The following is a 15,722-nucleotide window of genomic DNA, read 5'->3' on the forward strand; positions in this document are numbered from 1 at the left end:
AAAAATGTGTATACATAGATCAGGGAAAAGGGAAGTGAAGATGATCGAAGAATTGGTTATGTCCTGGATAGAAGCATTTAAAAGCTTATCTTATTTCGGAATTTTTCTGGCGCTCTGTATTGAATTTATTCCGGCCGAAATTGTCCTTCCGCTTGCTGGGTATTGGGTATCGAAAGGTGACATGACGCTTGCCGGCGCTGTTCTGGCAGGATCATTAGGAGGAGTCGCCGGTCCGCTCACCCTGTATTGGATCGGGCGTTATGGAGGCAGGCCGTTTCTTGAACGTTTCGGAAAGTACCTCTTTATAAAGCCTGAGGCTCTTGACAAATCGGATGAATTTTTTAAAAAACATGGCGGTTTTGTCGCTTTCAGCGGCCGCTTCCTGCCGGGGATCCGCACACTGATTTCCATACCATGCGGCATCGCAAAAATGAATGTCTGGGTGTTTTCTCTTTACACGTTTATCGCCATGCTTCCGATCACATTTGTTTATGTATATCTCGGTGTGAAGCTCGGAGAAAATTGGAAAGACGTTGGCTCTATTCTAGACCAATATATGCTTCCGATCGGGATCGCCATTTTGATCTTGTTTGTTCTTTATTTACTGATAAAGAAGAGGAAAAAACGAATTCAGTCTGAACATTTTTCAGTTTTTTTAAAAAATAAGCGTTGACAAATAAGCTCTCTCCGCATATCATTGACATATAATATGATATTTCTTGAAATCCCAAAGGGGAGTAGCGTCCGGAATGTTCCGGAAACAAAGTCGTCATTTCATGGATAGTAATATCCATCGGCTTTGTTGGCATGCCTGAATTCATGTCTAGCAAGACCTTTGCCTTATGTCGGCAAAGGTCTTTTTTGCATGTCCGGCCGGCATAAGATCGGATGAAGAGAAAGAAAACAACTTTTTTGGGAGGGTATCATTTATGGATGCAGCATTATTATTGGAGTATGGTTGGGTTCTTCTCGTCTTGATCGGGCTGGAAGGTATTTTAGCCGCCGATAACGCTTTAGTGATGGCGGTTATGGTAAAACATCTGCCGGAGGAGCAAAGAAAGAAGGCATTGTTTTACGGGCTGGCAGGCGCCTTTGTTCTGCGATTTGGCTCTTTATTCGCTATTTCCTTTTTGGTGAACGTATGGCAGGTTCAAGCCATTGGCGCGATCTACTTGCTGTATATTGCAGCAAGCCACTTGCTCAAAAGATATGTATTTAAGAAAGAAGACAATCATAAGGTGACGAAGCAAAGCGGGTTTTGGCCGACTGTATTAAAGGTTGAGCTGGCAGATATCGCTTTTGCTGTTGATTCCATCTTAGCGGCCGTCGCTCTGGCGGTTACGCTGCCGGGAACTTCACTTCCAAAGATCGGCGGACTTGATGGAGGACAATTCTTCGTTATTTTGGCCGGAGGCATTATCGGACTGGTGATTATGCGGTTTGCGGCATCGATGTTTGTTAAGCTTTTAAAGGAACGTCCAAGCCTAGAAACAGCAGCATTTGTTATTGTCGGATGGGTCGGGGTAAAGCTTGCTTTATATACACTCGCACATGATGACATCGCTATAGTGTCCTCGCACTTTATCCACTCAGGGACATGGAAGCTGATTTTCTGGGGTGTCTTAGCGGCGATTGCAGTTTGCGGCTGGTTTATGTCAGGCTCAAAAAAACAGGCGGAAGACACACAAAACGAACAAAATGACAGAAGCCAAGAAAGGGCTTAATCATAAAGACTCTGCTGAAAAGCAGAGTCTTTTCATGTTTGAAGCGTTTTCACAGACGAAATAAAATAACATTTTTATAACAGCTTTGTTACAAAAACCTCTTTTAAAACCCCCAAAATTCTCTTTAAAGGCACGAAATCCTGTATAGTACGTGAGAATGGATTGTCATAATTGAGACATTGGAAATCAATATTTCTTTTTCTCCTTTGCGATTCCCTATCAAATTAGCTATCATTAATGAGTAGTTATAGGGAGGAACTGAGGTGAAACCAGTGCTTAGCCTTTTGTTTAAATTGGGAAAAAAGAAGCAAACGCTTGAAAAATCTGTTGAAAGCATACAAAAAGGCAATAAAGATCTGCAAAACGAGTTGATACAGCAATATAAGCCATTTATCGCAAAGACGGTTTCATCCGTTTGTAAACGATATATAGATGAAAAAGACGATGAGTTCAGCATCGGACTGATTGCATTTAACGAAGCTATTGAAAAGTACTCACCTGAAAAAGGAAATTCGCTGCTCGCATTCGCAGAGCTTATTATAAAAAGAAAAGTCATTGATTACATTAGAAAAGAAGCAAGAACCGCTCAAAATATTAATATGGATTTACAGGAGGGTGACGATCAGGAATCCTCACAAAGCCTGATTGAAGCCGAGCTTTCTATTGATGAATACCGCCGCCAGATAGAACAGGAACAGAGGCGGGAGGAAATTCTGTATTTTCAAAAGCAGCTCAAAGACTATGGTCTTTCATTTCAAGAGCTGCTTGAACATTCTCCAAAGCATGCGGACGCAAGGCAAAACGCCATAAAGGTGGCGCTCACCCTTGTCGAGCATGAAGAATTAGCTGCGATTCTTTATACGAAGAAACAGCTTCCTGTTAAACAGCTCGAACAGCTCGTTTCAGTAAGCAGAAAAACGATTGAGCGAAACAGAAAATATATCATTGCAATGTGCATTATCATTACCGGTGATTATATTTATTTAAAAGATTATCTTAAAGGGGTGCTGCACTCATGAGAAGAGGGATCATAGTAGAGAAAAATAAAAAATTCGTCACGTTGCTGACCCCTGACGGACAATTTTTAAAAGCAAAAAATGATCGCCAAACATATGAAATCGGAGAAGAAATCATGCTTCCGAGTGAGACACGCATGGGCAGAAGGGCCAGCTTTTTTGATGTTTTAAGACTGCGCCCTTTCAAAATGGGGATTTTTTCGATGACTGCTATTATGCTTTTTATTTTTATTATCCTCCCCGTTTTCTCTAATGACAAGGCCTATGCGTATATGACAATAGATATCAATCCAAGCTTCGAAATGGCGTTAAACAGCGATTACGAAGTGATCGAACTGACGCCCTTAAATGATGACGGCAAGAAGGTTATCAGTGACATCGATGATTGGGAGGAGACTGATTTTAAAAAGGTGATAGACGATATTATTACGGATTGCAGCGAGCATGGATATGTAAAGGAATCGAAAGAAATATTGATTTCCACTGTTTATGAAAATACGGATGACGATACATATAAATCAGGAGTAAAAAAACAGCTTAATGATGTAACGGAAAAATATAAAACGACATACCGCATGGAATCTCTCGAAACAGATATGAAAACGAGAGAAAAAGCAAAAAAGGAAGGCGTATCAACAGGCAGCTACATAAAATCAAATGAAAAGAATAACATGAAAGATTCAAACGAAGATTCTCAAAAATCCGGGGAAGAGGATCAAAAAAATACCGGCAGCGAGGAAGAAAACACGGATCAGACAGACGATCAGGACAGCAAACAAGGAGAAAATGAACAGCTGGATGATACGGATTCACAGAAAGAAGATACAACTGACACGCAGAATGATGATAGTGAACAGAATAAAGATGTAAAGGAATCGGATGAAAACACGAAAGTTGAAAAAGATGGGGATACTGAGCAAACCCCTACACAAGTTCCTCAAGATAACGGAAATGAAAAAGACAATGGTGACCAGAATAGCAAAAATCGCAAAAATTGGAATAACGGTGAAAAAGGAAAGGATCATTCCTCATCTAATCGGGATAATGCTTCTTACCACCGTAATCCAAATGGCTACAGCAGTAATAATGAATCAGCTCAAACAGAAGATTCGCCGAGTGCCCCCGGCGAATAGAGTCCTGAGTTTATTTATTTGTGCCATTTAGCTGTGATTGTGCCTGCTGAACCAGACGTTTTGTCATTTCCCCGCCTACAGAGCCGTTAGCGCGTGAAACTGTATCAGAACCAAGGTTCACACCGAATTCTTGAGCCACTTCAAGTTTAAATTGGTCTAGTGCCTGCTCCACCCCTGGAACAACGAGTTTATTTCTGCTCGCCATCTTTTTTCATCTCCTTTTTCTATTAAGAAATTCTTAACGCGTATTTAGTTTGAAATGTACGGGGTTTATTTATGCTGGCAATTGTTGTGGGGGAATAAGAAACCCCCCGGCGATTTGCCGGGGGGGGTACATCCTGATTACAGTATGTCAGCGATCATTTTGTTCGCGGTCGCCTGAATATGGAACGTCAAAATGGAGAGAACTGTAATGGCAATAATCTGCCTGATTTTGACCCATTGGGTGCCACTCAGCTCTTCAAAATGGTGACGAAGAAGGTCTGTTTCCTGTTCGACAATCTGCTGGAGATTTGATTCCTTCATGGAAGGAGTATCTTGGTGATAAATGGCATGCAGCACATGCGCGCAGCTTTCATAGTACGCTAACGGGCTGATGACATCATCAGATCTGTCTGAGATGGTGTTAAAAGCAACTTTTAAGATAGCTCGTATGTGTTCAAAGTCATAAATGGATTTTAGGTCACGTACAATTAAAAGAATCACTGCCTGTTCAACTGAATACTTTTTACCCAGCTCAGGATGGCCAATGAGATCTTTGATATCGCGTTTCACCCAATTTTGAATCGCGGTTGACTTTAACGAAGTCAGCTCGCATAAATTGCCAAGCTCAACGATTTCGTTGGTTGAAAGGCCGTATTCTTTTTTCTGTTTTTTTCGTTCATATCTTGTAAGAAATTCTGGAATTTGAAGATGGCTTGCAGCTTCTTCCGCTGACATATTCGCCGATTTAACGAGGATGTCGAGCGGGCTCATGTCTCCCAGGCCTTTAAGGGAATAGAGCAGCCGTACCATCTCCATTCGAGTGAGTTTAAAAATATTCATTGTTCACCTCTTTAAGACAATTTGACGCGGATATAATCTCTATGTATAAATGCACTATTAAAGCGTCAGTAATACATTAACATCATACGTCTAAATCCTTGCATTTTCAAACAGATGTTTTATAATTTAAATATACAGGTTCGTTTGATCTTAAAAATAACGGAGGTTATTATGGCGAAAAGAATTTTTCTGTTTATTTTAACGAATATTTTGGTGCTTACAACGATCGGCATTGTTTTATCTGTCATAAGCTCTGTCACTGGAGTTGGGACGTACTTTACAGCCGATGGCGGTATAGATCCTATTGCGCTTCTTGTATTCAGTTTAGTCGTCGGTTTTGTCGGTTCCTTTATGTCTCTTGCGATGTCCAGATGGATGGCAAAAACAATGATGGGCGTCAGAGTGCTGAATCCGGAGAAACATACACTTAGCTATGAAGAGCAGCAATTGGTTGACCGTGTTTATAGATTAAGCCGCTCTGCCGGCTTAACGAAGATGCCGGAGGTCGGAATTTACCGCTCATCCGAAGTGAACGCGTTTGCGACCGGCCCTTCAAAACGCCGCTCTCTTGTCGCTGTGTCGTCAGGCCTGCTTGACCAAATGGATGACGCTGCGGTTGAAGGCGTGCTTGCCCATGAGGTCGCTCATATTGCAAATGGTGATATGGTGACAATGACGCTTTTACAAGGTATTGTGAATACCTTTGTCGTCTTTTTATCACGGATCGCTGCATGGATCGCGAGCCGCTTTGTTAAGGAAGATCTTGCTCCGATTGTTCATTTTATCGCAATGATTGTGTTTCAGATTGTCTTTTCAATTCTCGGAAGCCTCGTTGTTTTTGCGTATTCACGCCACCGTGAATTCCATGCTGACCGGGGAGGAGCGGATCTTGCCGGCAAGGATAAGATGATTCATGCTCTTCGAACGCTTAAGGGCTATTCTTCCCGCATCATGGAAGAAGATCAGACAGCTGTCCAAACACTAAAGATTAATGGCAAGAAGCGGTCATCGCTTTTCTCTACTCACCCTGATTTAGATGAAAGAATCAGACGATTAGAAGCTAAATAAAATAAAAACATCCTTCCTCTGAGAACCCTCAGAGGTTTTTTTTCTGTTTCACTTTGACTAAAATAATAAAAAAATATGCAAGTTAAGAAAATGTTTCGCAAAAGCCTTTAAAAATGGATCTAATATCTTTAGAATAATTACCGTACTTTAAAAGAGAGGCAGAAGGATTTCACATGAGATTAAAGCTTGGAAAATTGATACAGGCATTATCTCCGGCCCAGCTGATTGCATTATATTACTTTCTCGCAGTAACTGTGGCCCTGATATTGCTGAGCCTGCCGGCTGCCCATAAGCAGGGAGCGGATTGGACTTTTATTGACGCGCTTTTTACGGCTGTCAGTTCAGTCAGCGTCACGGGGCTGACGGTTGTGGATACAGCTGATACATTCAGCACTACAGGCATTTTTATTTTGGCATTTGTTCTGCAATTTGGCGGAATCGGGATTATGACGCTCGGAACGTTTATTTGGCTGATCATGGGAAAAAGAATCGGCCTTAAAGAACGGAAATTGATTATGGTAGACCAAAACCAATCTCAGTTTTCGGGTATTGTCAATTTAATGAAGCAGGTTCTTTTTCTTATATTGTGGATTGAATTTTTTGGAGGAATCATACTTGGCACTTATTTTTTAACCTACTATGATTCCTTTCAGGAAGCTTATTTACACGGGTTTTTTGCAAGTGTCAGCGCAACCACAAATGGCGGGTTTGATATAACAGGAAATTCCATGGTTCCATTCCGCCATGATTATTTTGTGCAGTTTATTACGATGCTTTTGATCATTTTCGGAGCGATCGGCTTTCCGGTGCTTGTCGAAGTAAAGGACTTCTTGTTTTCAAAGCATCGGAGATATCCGTTTACGCTTTTTACAAAAATCACGACCATTATGTTTGGCTCACTCGTAGTGTTTGGTGCCATCGGCATCTATGCGCTGGAAGCAAGCCACTCGTTTGCGGGAAAGGCATGGCATGATATTTTGTTTCTATCCTTGTTTCAATCAACAGCTACCCGAAGCGGCGGGCTTGCAACAATTGATATCAGCCAGCTGTCGGATCCCACGTTGTTTTTTATGTGCGCGCTGATGTTTATCGGTGCGTCACCAAGCTCAGTCGGAGGAGGCATAAGGACAACAACTTTTGCCTTGAATCTGCTTGCGCTGTTTCATTTTGCCCGCGGCAATAAAGCAGTAAAAGTATTCAAACGGGAGCTGCACCCAGCAGATCTGATGAAGTCTCTTGTGGTCACAATGATGGCGATTTTGCTCGTTTTTGGAGCGACACTGATCCTTACAGTGACAGAAAAGCATTCTCTGCTGCAGCTTTTGTTTGAAGTATGTTCGGCCTTTGGAACGACTGGTCTGTCCCTTGGCATTACCGCTGATTTGAGCAACGTAGGAAAATGTGTCATTATGATCGTCATGTTTATCGGGCGGATCGGAATATTGACCTTCCTTTATCTGATCGGTAGAAAAGAAATTGAAGCAAATTACCATTATCCGAAGGAAAGAGTGATTATCGGATAATGAAACACCGCATCTGCGGTGTTTTTTTTATTGCCAAAAAAAAGATGTGTGACCCGGCACCAGTTGGAGAACCTAACATAATCAGCTGCAGTTAATCAGCTGGCCTGCAAATAAAAATTAGAAATACTGGCGAGGAGGATTTCTATGAAACGTAAGGCTGAGGTCAATGAAGCCATAAAAAATAACAATACACCGACTGAGAGTATGGACAGAAATGCATATAAGACTCAATATCACGACGACCCGAATTTCCGAGGGGCCAATCGCAATTCCAAACAAGGTCAGCAAGGAGGCGCGTGATCATGAAAAAGAACCAGCACAGCAAAGACATGCAGAATCATAAAAAGCCGATGAATAAGAAGGTGCTTGAGGAAGAATTCTCAAGTGAGCTTGGGGATTACAACGCCGGGAAAATCATTGAAACCCTTGAAGTAACAAAGCCGAAAAAGAAAAAAGAGAAAAAACAAAAATAAAAAACACCTCTTAGGCGGCATGCCGCTTAAGAGGTGTTAAGCTATTTTAAATAGGCATTTTTGCTGCTTCCTCTGACTAGCTGCAGCAAGCCTGTCATTCTCAGTTCAATGAACGGCTGAGCAACCGTTTTGACGAAATTGCTTGAGAGAATGGAGGTAAGGGCTGCAGTCAAGAGCAGCAGGATGACTAAGTTTTGATAGTCAGTGAGTCCATCCTCAAGCCCGACCTGCCTGAGTGTTTTAATGATAAATCCGTGAAGCAGGTATACGTAAAATGTCCTTGTTCCCCACTTCGTAAAGAAATAGCGTTTTTGCGGAACAAGCGCTAAAAAGCTAAAGGTTGCCGCAAAGGAAAGTACATACCAGCCGATTCGGGAGAGGCCGCTTGCCAAGGTGACATCGCCAAATGATGAGTACGGCTTAGAGCCGAACAGCCATGAATAGTCAAAATCGATGCCCCAGCAGATGACAAATACGGCGGCGAGCACACCGAGCGCAATCTGTTTGCCTCGTTTTGATCTCAGTAAATCAAAGTGATGTTTATTCGAGTAAAATCCGACCAGGAACATCGGTAAGAATACAAATGTCCGGGACAGGCTCAGTGTGCTGCTGACAAAGTCGAGATAGCCGATCAGCACGGCGATGCCGCAGCTGACAAACAGCGCCCAATGCTTAGAAAGCTTTGAAAAAGGATAGAGCAGGATATTCCAGAAAAATAAGCTTACCAGAAACCATAACGACCATTGCGGATCAATCGGATTCACATTTGTCATGCTTTCGTCTTGAATAATGTAATAAAAGACGGAATAGATGCTTTGGAAAATCAAATATGGAATAATCAGCTTAACCGCCAGCTTTTTCACATATCCGGCGCGTTTAAAACCTTTGGCGAAATAACCGGATACAAGAATAAAGGCAGGCATGTGGAACGTGTAAATGAACTTGTAGAGGTAGAGCATAAAATTGTTATCATGAATAAAAGATCGAAGAATATGACCGAAAACAACAAGGAATATCAATAAGAATTTTGCATTGTCAAAATAACTGTCTCGCGATTTACTCATAGCATCACCTTCTCTTTAAATCAGTCACTAAAAGATTATTCCCTGTTGGTATTTATTTTAAAATAAAAGATCAAAAAGGATTTGAAAAAACGTCTGATTGTTAGGGCGATGTAAAGTGACGGTAAGGATCGTTGAAAATGTCTTCTTTATGTAATCACGATGAAATTTTCTGAAATGTATAGGGCGAATGAAGGAAGTTCATGCAATATGTAGAAATATTGAGGGATAGGTTTTGAAGAAGGAGTGTTTACGCATGGAAACTCTCAATGTCGAGACAAATTCAGATCTGAAAGAGGAACTGAAGCGCCTCAAACAAGAAAATGATCGGCTGAAAAAGGAATTACATCAGCATCAAGTGATTGTGAACAATACGCTCGATGCTATTTTTATATGCGATAATGAAATGAAAATCGTGCAGGCAAATGAAGCAACAGCGAGGATGCTTCAAGTAGATGCGGAAGGTTTGAAAAAGCGTTCCGTTTTTGATTTTTTGTTTTCTATTCCAAAGGATGAGCTGGACCTTTCCGTAAAGAAGTTTTTTAAGAAAGGTTTTCTGTGGAAGGAGGTTCCGATCAGGCTGGACAGCGGAGCGACAAAATATATTGAGTTTCTTGCCAAAAGAGGGATTGGCGAGGATTTCTTTTTTGTCGTTATGAGAGACATTTCTTCAAAGAAAATTTTGGAACGTGAATTTTCCATGAATGAACAGCTTTTTAAGGACTTGTTTGACAGAGCTGTAGACGGAATCGTTTTATTTGATAAAGACGGCGGCTTTATTGATGCCAATCTGTCCTTTTGCAAAAGCTTTGAAATCGACCAGAATGAGCTGTCACATTTGTCGCTGTATCAATTCATAGACAGCGGATCGCGAAAAGATTTCGATAACATTTGGCACACGCTCTATCGAAAGGGAAAAGCAAAAGGCGAGCTGCCTGTCAGGCTTCGTTCAGGAGATCAGAAGCTGTTTGAATTTACGATTACGTCTAACATCATCAGCGGTTTTTATATGTCGATTATGCGGGATATCACAGAGAAGAGGTCCATGGAGCTCCAGCTATTTAAAAGTGAGGAGCGCTTCAGAGAAATTTTTGAAAACGCCATGGACGCCATTATCATCTGGTCGAATGACGGAAGAATCGTTAAGGCCAATCAGTCAGCCTGTAAAATTTTTGAGCTGCCGATGAATTTGCTGTTAAAAAGAAAGCTGTGTGATTTTCTCGTAGACTCTCAGCAGAAATACAGCTTGACGAAGAGAAAATATGCAAAATACGGTGAGATTAGAGAAGAGATGCTGTTTAAAATGGGTAACGGGCAGTTCAAAGAGCTTGAATTTACTTCAAAGCGGACTATACTTGAAAACCAGCACTTAACAATTTTAAGAAATGTCAGTGACCGAAAGCGGATGGAAAAGGAGCTTCGGGAAAGCGAGCTCAAATTCAGAAAAGTGTTCAACGGCTCAATGGACGGCAACGTATTATTCGACAATCAGTACCGAATCATCGACGCCAACCCGTTAGCGAGCAATATTTTGGGCCTGCCGCATGAAGAACTGAAAAAACACAGCCTGCTTGATATTATTTCTTCCTATGAAATAGAAAATCTGGCATCGCCGGCAAGGCAGATTAATTTCGATGAAATGGACAATGAGATTCCATTTTTGCTGAGCAGCAATGATAATCGAAAACTAGAATTTTCATTTAAACGAAATATTATTCAAAATATGAACCTGGCTATCTTTAAAGATGTCACAGAGCGAAAAGAGCTGGAAGAGCGTCTTCGCAAATCTGATACTCTCCATGTCGTTGGAGAACTCGCTGCCGGCATCGCTCACGAAATCAGAAATCCAATGACAGCTCTTAAAGGCTTCATTCAGCTCCTGAAAGGGAGTGTGGAGGGAGACTATTCTCTTTACTTCAACGTCATCACCTCAGAATTAAAGCGCATCGAATCCATCATCACAGAGTTTTTAATTTTAGCCAAGCCCCAGGCTATCATGTATGAGGAAAAACATGTGACACAAATTATGAAAGACACATTAGACCTTCTTAACGCGCAAGCCAATCTCAGCAACGTACAAATGCATCTGGATTTAGTCGGCGACATTCCGCCGATATATTGTGAACCGAATCAGCTGAAACAGGTTTTTATCAATATATTAAAGAACGCCATCGAAGTCATGCCTGATGGCGGCAATATTTATGTGACGATCAAAAAAGCTGATCAAGATCATATTCTTATATCTTTGAAAGACGAAGGAGTCGGAATCACAGAGGACAAATTAAAGCGTCTCGGAGAACCGTTTTATACAACAAAGGAACGGGGAACTGGACTCGGGCTTATGGTAAGCTATAAAATTATTGAAGAACATCAAGGCAAAATAATGGTGGAAAGTGAAGAAGGAAAGGGGACTGTTTTTCATCTTACACTTCCCGTCAGGCAGAATTTTGAAGAAAGAAGGTTAGAGGAATGAATTACTATACGACAGCGGAAACGCCGCTCGGGGAGTTCGCGATTGCCGAGGAAGAAGGCAGCATCACCCGTCTCTTCCTCAGTAAGGAAGATTTGATGCAGTGGAAAGAATCCGTTGGGAATACGGAGCAGTTGGAGACGGCTTTTTTGGCAGAAGCGAAAAAGCAGCTTCACGAATATTTTGCGGGAGAAAGAAAGATATTCTCACTGCCATTGAGCCAAAAGGGCACGCCTTTTCAGCAAAAAGTATGGGAGGCGCTTGCCATGATTCCGTATGGCGAATCACGAAGCTATGCTGACATTGCCGTAGCGGTCGGAAGTCCGAAAGCGGTGCGCGCTGTCGGACAGGCAAATAAACGAAATGACCTGCCGATATTTGTCCCGTGCCACAGAGTGATCGGCAAAAACAGCACGTTAACAGGGTATGCCGGAAGCAAAACTGACATCAAAGCTTATTTGCTTAGCATCGAGCAAATCTCCTATAAAGAAAAATAAAACATATGGCACGTTCCCTTTTTTCGCCGCCGACATATGATTTTACTAAGTTAAAAAAGTTGGTCTGATGAAAGAGGAGGACAAAGCAATTGAAGCCGAGCCGCTCTGAGAAAATTGCCGTTTTTGCCGAGCTGCTTGTAAAACTGCATATCTTATCCAGCGCTCAAAAAGATGAAATAATCGATATGAATATGAGCAAACAAAAAAACCGCTGACTCGGCCCAATATGAGCAAAGTCTTCAGCGGTTTTTTAATGAACCTTTTCGCCTGTAAACAGCTGTTCAATTTCTTCTTCATAGGAACCGGTCATAATCCCTTTTTCAGTGATGATCCCAGAAATCAGATGGTGTGGTGTAATATCAAAAGCAGGATTAAAGACAGGCACTTCAGCCGGAGCGGTTCGGACGCCGGAAATGTTCCTGACTTCTTCGGGGTCCCGTTCCTCTATTGGGATATCAGCCCCGCTTTTTACTTTTGTGTCAAAAGTAGATAAAGGTGCTGCTACAAAAAACGGAATATCGAAGGCGTTTGCTAAAATAGCAAGTCCGTAAGTGCCAATTTTATTCGCGGTATCTCCGTTCTTTGCAATTCGGTCCGCGCCGACGATGACGGCAGAAATTTGTTTTTCTTTCATTGTATGGGCTGCCATGCTGTCCGTAATCAGAGTGACGTCAATACCGCCCTGCATCAGTTCCCAAGCCGTAAGCCGTGAACCTTGAAGAACCGGTCTGGTTTCACAAGCATAAATATGAAGCCCCAAATCCTTTTGTTTCGCCAAATAAAACGGGGCAAGCGCGGTTCCATAGCGGCTTGTCGCGATAGAACCGGCATTGCAGATTGTCATAATCTTGTCGCCTTTTTTGAAAAGCTGAAGCGCGTTTTGGCCGATCATACGGCACGTTTCTTCATCCTCCACTTGAATCTGAATCGCTTCATGGACAAGATTGGTTTTTGCTTCATTTACAGAAATGGCGTTTTGAATTGAATGGCTCAGTCTTTCGAGCGCCCATGATAAATTGATTGCTGTCGGCCTTGAACTGTTCAAATAATTTTTGATGTTCTCCAATTCGCAGCGGAATTCCGCCACATCACCAGTTTCGATGTTTTTTGCCGCCAGCGCGAGCCCAAATGCTGCCGAAATCCCGATCGCCGGGGCTCCTCTAACTTTAAGTGAGACAATCGCGTCAAATACTTCTTCTTTCGTTGTCAGCTCCAAATATTCCGTAACATCAGGAAGCTTTTGCTGATTTAAAATCTTAATGGCTGTTTCTTTCCATTCAACAGAACGCGGAACAGCAAATGAATTGGTCATGGGTGAATCATTCCTTTACAAGTAACTTAAAACATTCAATAACATCCGTTATGGTTTTTAATTGTGAACGTTTTTCGATGAAGGCAGCACCGGTTTCCAGCGCCAGCCGTTTTCTTTCGATTCGTTTATCAAACGGTAAAATTGTATCCAGATCTGCCACATGGGCAAGGCCGATGGTGCGGCGTATCAGTTCGCAGCCGGCAAACCCAATTGTCTCCTCAAAAATATGGCTGAGCGTATCAGCGAGATAACCGTCGATTTTGGCATACACATCGAGACTGTTTTTCTCCCAGGCTTCACTGAATGTTGTTTGAAACGTGCCCCAAACTTGTTTTACATGTTCATATAATGGCTCTCGATCAGCACCGTCACGGCTGAGTGCATTTAACAATAAGTTGGCGATAAATTGGCCAACATCAAAACCGATTGGCCCGTAAAAAGCGAATTCAGGATCGATCACCTTTGTCTCAAGCTCGCTGGCAAAAATGCTTCCTGTATGCAGATCGCCATGAATCAGCGTTTCGGCAGATGTTAAAAATGACTTTTTGAGCTTAGCCGCTTCAACTTTGATCTTGTCATTTTTCCAAAGCTTTTCAACATATGGACGAAGCTCTTCCTCAAATTCATTTGTATCATGATCAAAGAAAGGATCTGTAAATACGAGTCTTTCGGTAATATCGCAGAGCTCAGGATTTGTAAATTGTTTAACAAGCTGTTTTTTCACCTTAGGTTCAAGTGCGTAATCAGAAGAGTAAAAAAGCGTTTTTCCTAAAAATTCGCCAATGTCTCGTGACAGATTTGGATAATTTTCACCTTCAAGAAGTCCTTTTCTAGCGATCTTCAGATGTGAAAGATCCTCCATGACCGTAACCGCCAATTCAGTATCTGAATAGTAAACTCTCGGTACGAGGTGAGGGACGTGTTCACCCTGGCGGATCAGTGCGCTGCTTTCGATTCTTGCCCGATCGATTGTCAGCGGCCAGCTTTCCCCGACAACTTTTGCATAAGGAACCGCCTGTTTAATGATCAAAGCCCTGTCGTTTTCTTGGTCATAAATATGAAAGACGTAGTTTAAATTTCCGTCGCCGATCTCCTGGCATGTCAGTGTGCTTTTGCTTTGAAATAAGCCGAGTTTCACCGCCAGTGCGACAGCGGAGCTTTCATTTAACGTTTCATATAAAGGTGTTTTTGTGACTGCCATCGTCATTACCTCCAGTTATGTACTATCTTGTTATGTGTGCCGCGAATGGCCGTAAAAAAGCCTCCTTCTCAGAGAGAAGGAGGCTTAACAATCATGTCCCGCCTCTCTTATCTCTCAGATCAAATCTGATGGAATTAGCACCGTGCCTTACGAGACTTCAGTCTCGGCGCCAAGAAGATGCGCCCCATTTCACAATGGAATTACGGTCGGTTGCTGTTGGGGTCAAAAGGCCAATCCCTCGCCCAACTCTCGATAAGAGAATATATTCACTTGTTAAACAATTCTAATTTATCAGTTGATGAACATAGTAACAGGTGTGTGATTGAATTGTCAATATATTTTTTAATATAAATCTTTTCTGATATCATCGAAAACAGGAATTTTTCCCCGCACCTCAACGCTTTCTTGAAGGTCAATTTCCGCTCTGACACTGCCTTCTTCACGGCCGCCCTCGGCCAATATGCGTCCCCAAGGGTCAATAATCATGCTGTGTCCGGCGAATTCATTATCGGGATTAGATCCTGTGCAATTGCAGGCGGCGACAAAGCATTGGTTCTCAATGGCCCTCGCAATAAGCAGGCTTTTCCAATGATCAAGACGGGGCAGAGGCCATTCCGCAGAAATGAACAGCACGTTAGCGCCTTGTGTCGTATGTTTTCTGATCCATTCCGGAAAACGGATATCATAACAGATCAGTCCTGAGCTTTTGACGCCTTCAAGCTCGAAGTATCCGTCCTCGGAACCGGCTGATAAATACACATGCTCATCCATCAGCTGAAAAAGATGGGCTTTGCTGTACTCTTTAATGATTCGTCCTTCCTTATCTGCGATGAACATTGTATTATAAACATCAGAACCCTTTCTGACAGCAACAGATCCTGCGACAATATGAACCCCGTGTTTTTTCGCGGTTTTTTGCAGCCAGCTTTGAGCAGTGAGCCCGTCTTCATCAGCAAGCTGATCAAGATTGGCAAGGTCGTAACCAGTCGTCCATAATTCAGGGAGAACAAGAACGTCAGCATTTTTACTCTCTTTTTCGATTAAAGATTCAGCCTTTTTTATATTTTCAGAAGGTTTTCCGTATGAAATATCAAATTGAAGACAAGATATGGTCCATTTCATTTTTTAACACCCCATATTTTTCTTTACTTTTTTCATTTAACCATATATGATACTGGACTATCATTTCAAGATTTTTTT

17 protein-coding genes and 1 riboswitch are annotated in these 15,722 nt (G+C 42.1%); of the genes, 11 read left to right on the plus strand and 6 right to left on the minus strand.

Going from position 1 to position 15,722, the window contains the following annotated elements; translation table 11 throughout:
- Positions 1–4 precede the first annotated feature (4 nt).
- The 4 genes from P3L57_RS07280 (at position 5) to P3L57_RS07295 (ending at position 3,873) form a co-directional block, all read left to right on the plus strand.
- Entirely contained in the window at positions 5–673 is a 669-nt protein-coding gene (locus P3L57_RS07280) for a DedA family protein (protein ID WP_059335905.1), read from the plus strand.
- A 256-nt stretch (positions 674–929) separates the two neighbouring features.
- Positions 930–1,724 carry a TerC family protein gene (locus P3L57_RS07285; RefSeq protein WP_069486457.1) on the plus strand — a complete coding sequence of 265 codons (795 nt, stop codon included), beginning with the start codon at positions 930–932 and terminating at the stop codon, positions 1,722–1,724.
- 263 nt (positions 1,725–1,987) lie between these two features.
- On the plus strand, positions 1,988–2,743 hold the full coding sequence (sigI, locus tag P3L57_RS07290; protein WP_044156149.1) for an RNA polymerase sigma factor SigI: 756 nt from the start codon (positions 1,988–1,990) through the stop codon (positions 2,741–2,743).
- The gene (locus tag P3L57_RS07295; protein WP_069486458.1) at positions 2,740–3,873 is read left to right on the plus strand and encodes an anti-sigma factor domain-containing protein; all 1,134 of its coding nucleotides are present in this window, start codon (positions 2,740–2,742) and stop codon (positions 3,871–3,873) included. Before sigI ends, P3L57_RS07295 begins: the two co-directional genes overlap by 4 nt.
- Positions 3,874–3,883: 10 nt before the next feature.
- Here P3L57_RS07295 and sspD read toward each other — a convergent pair whose 3' ends face one another.
- Both sspD and P3L57_RS07305 read right to left on the minus strand, forming a co-directional pair.
- The gene (sspD, locus tag P3L57_RS07300; RefSeq protein WP_010333988.1) at positions 3,884–4,078 is read right to left on the minus strand and encodes an acid-soluble spore protein SspD; all 195 of its coding nucleotides are present in this window, start codon (positions 4,076–4,078) and stop codon (positions 3,884–3,886) included.
- A 137-nt stretch (positions 4,079–4,215) separates the two neighbouring features.
- Positions 4,216–4,917 carry a DUF1836 domain-containing protein gene (locus P3L57_RS07305; RefSeq protein WP_069486459.1) on the minus strand — a complete coding sequence of 234 codons (702 nt, stop codon included), beginning with the start codon at positions 4,915–4,917 and terminating at the stop codon, positions 4,216–4,218.
- A 171-nt stretch (positions 4,918–5,088) separates the two neighbouring features.
- Here P3L57_RS07305 and htpX point away from each other — a divergent pair, with 171 nt between their 5' ends.
- From htpX to P3L57_RS07325, 4 genes are all read left to right on the plus strand, one after another.
- Positions 5,089–5,985 (plus strand): protease HtpX, encoded by an 897-nt coding sequence (gene htpX / locus P3L57_RS07310; RefSeq protein ID WP_059352819.1) that lies wholly within the window; start codon positions 5,089–5,091, stop codon positions 5,983–5,985.
- Between the two features lie 173 nt (positions 5,986–6,158).
- On the plus strand, positions 6,159–7,508 hold the full coding sequence (gene ktrD / locus P3L57_RS07315) for a Ktr system potassium transporter KtrD (RefSeq protein ID WP_044156144.1): 1,350 nt from the start codon (positions 6,159–6,161) through the stop codon (positions 7,506–7,508).
- 144 nt (positions 7,509–7,652) lie between these two features.
- Positions 7,653–7,808 carry a hypothetical protein gene (locus P3L57_RS07320; RefSeq protein ID WP_010333992.1) on the plus strand — a complete coding sequence of 52 codons (156 nt, stop codon included), beginning with the start codon at positions 7,653–7,655 and terminating at the stop codon, positions 7,806–7,808.
- 2 nt (positions 7,809–7,810) lie between these two features.
- Positions 7,811–7,981: a hypothetical protein gene (locus P3L57_RS07325; protein ID WP_024121154.1), complete on the plus strand. Its 171-nt coding sequence runs from the start codon at positions 7,811–7,813 to the stop codon at positions 7,979–7,981.
- Between the two features lie 41 nt (positions 7,982–8,022).
- On the opposite strand, the gene P3L57_RS07330 is transcribed toward P3L57_RS07325, so the two are convergent.
- Complete coding sequence (locus P3L57_RS07330) at positions 8,023–9,045, minus strand: acyltransferase family protein (protein WP_044156141.1); 1,023 nt, start codon at positions 9,043–9,045, stop codon at positions 8,023–8,025.
- A gap of 253 nt (positions 9,046–9,298) precedes the next feature.
- Between P3L57_RS07330 and P3L57_RS07335 the strand changes: the two genes are divergently transcribed.
- From P3L57_RS07335 to P3L57_RS07345, 3 genes are all read left to right on the plus strand, one after another.
- Positions 9,299–11,515, plus strand: coding sequence for a PAS domain-containing sensor histidine kinase (locus P3L57_RS07335; protein ID WP_069486460.1), 2,217 nt, complete (start codon positions 9,299–9,301; stop codon positions 11,513–11,515).
- The gene (locus tag P3L57_RS07340; protein ID WP_059292896.1) at positions 11,512–12,009 is read left to right on the plus strand and encodes a methylated-DNA--[protein]-cysteine S-methyltransferase; all 498 of its coding nucleotides are present in this window, start codon (positions 11,512–11,514) and stop codon (positions 12,007–12,009) included. Before P3L57_RS07335 ends, P3L57_RS07340 begins: the two co-directional genes overlap by 4 nt.
- Before the next feature lie 89 nt (positions 12,010–12,098).
- Positions 12,099–12,224 carry a hypothetical protein gene (locus P3L57_RS07345; protein ID WP_024121158.1) on the plus strand — a complete coding sequence of 42 codons (126 nt, stop codon included), beginning with the start codon at positions 12,099–12,101 and terminating at the stop codon, positions 12,222–12,224.
- 35 nt (positions 12,225–12,259) lie between these two features.
- Here the strand turns inward: P3L57_RS07345 and mtnA are convergent, their stop codons facing one another.
- The 3 genes from mtnA to P3L57_RS07360 all read right to left on the minus strand — a co-directional run bounded on the left by mtnA (position 12,260) and on the right by P3L57_RS07360 (position 15,644).
- Positions 12,260–13,321: an S-methyl-5-thioribose-1-phosphate isomerase gene (mtnA, locus tag P3L57_RS07350; protein ID WP_059292895.1), complete on the minus strand. Its 1,062-nt coding sequence runs from the start codon at positions 13,319–13,321 to the stop codon at positions 12,260–12,262.
- A gap of 7 nt (positions 13,322–13,328) precedes the next feature.
- Positions 13,329–14,522 (minus strand): S-methyl-5-thioribose kinase, encoded by a 1,194-nt coding sequence (gene mtnK / locus P3L57_RS07355; RefSeq protein ID WP_059292894.1) that lies wholly within the window; start codon positions 14,520–14,522, stop codon positions 13,329–13,331.
- 104 nt (positions 14,523–14,626) lie between these two features.
- Positions 14,627–14,781: riboswitch (SAM riboswitch) on the minus strand.
- Positions 14,782–14,864: 83 nt separating this feature from the next.
- Positions 14,865–15,644, minus strand: a complete 780-nt coding sequence (locus P3L57_RS07360) for a carbon-nitrogen family hydrolase (RefSeq protein ID WP_069486461.1) — start codon at positions 15,642–15,644, stop codon at positions 14,865–14,867.
- Between the last annotated feature and the right edge of the window lie 78 nt (positions 15,645–15,722).

The sequence above is a fragment of the Bacillus sp. B28 genome (assembly GCF_029536185.1).
Classification (GTDB): Bacteria; Bacillota; Bacilli; order Bacillales; family Bacillaceae; genus Bacillus; species Bacillus halotolerans.

Coding starts and splice junctions, on each gene's coding strand:
- P3L57_RS07280 (WP_059335905.1), top strand. CDS start 5: ATGTGTATACATAGATCAGGGAAAAGGGAAGTGAAGATGATCGAAGAA.
- P3L57_RS07285 (WP_069486457.1), top strand. CDS start 930: ATGGATGCAGCATTATTATTGGAGTATGGTTGGGTTCTTCTCGTCTTG.
- P3L57_RS07295 (WP_069486458.1), top strand. CDS start 2,740: ATGAGAAGAGGGATCATAGTAGAGAAAAATAAAAAATTCGTCACGTTG.
- sspD (WP_010333988.1), bottom strand. CDS start 4,078: ATGGCGAGCAGAAATAAACTCGTTGTTCCAGGGGTGGAGCAGGCACTA.
- P3L57_RS07305 (WP_069486459.1), bottom strand. CDS start 4,917: ATGAATATTTTTAAACTCACTCGAATGGAGATGGTACGGCTGCTCTAT.
- htpX (WP_059352819.1), top strand. CDS start 5,089: ATGGCGAAAAGAATTTTTCTGTTTATTTTAACGAATATTTTGGTGCTT.
- ktrD (WP_044156144.1), top strand. CDS start 6,159: ATGAGATTAAAGCTTGGAAAATTGATACAGGCATTATCTCCGGCCCAG.
- P3L57_RS07320 (WP_010333992.1), top strand. CDS start 7,653: ATGAAACGTAAGGCTGAGGTCAATGAAGCCATAAAAAATAACAATACA.
- P3L57_RS07325 (WP_024121154.1), top strand. CDS start 7,811: ATGAAAAAGAACCAGCACAGCAAAGACATGCAGAATCATAAAAAGCCG.
- P3L57_RS07330 (WP_044156141.1), bottom strand. CDS start 9,045: ATGAGTAAATCGCGAGACAGTTATTTTGACAATGCAAAATTCTTATTG.
- P3L57_RS07335 (WP_069486460.1), top strand. CDS start 9,299: ATGGAAACTCTCAATGTCGAGACAAATTCAGATCTGAAAGAGGAACTG.
- P3L57_RS07340 (WP_059292896.1), top strand. CDS start 11,512: ATGAATTACTATACGACAGCGGAAACGCCGCTCGGGGAGTTCGCGATT.
- mtnA (WP_059292895.1), bottom strand. CDS start 13,321: ATGACCAATTCATTTGCTGTTCCGCGTTCTGTTGAATGGAAAGAAACA.
- mtnK (WP_059292894.1), bottom strand. CDS start 14,522: ATGGCAGTCACAAAAACACCTTTATATGAAACGTTAAATGAAAGCTCC.
- P3L57_RS07360 (WP_069486461.1), bottom strand. CDS start 15,644: ATGAAATGGACCATATCTTGTCTTCAATTTGATATTTCATACGGAAAA.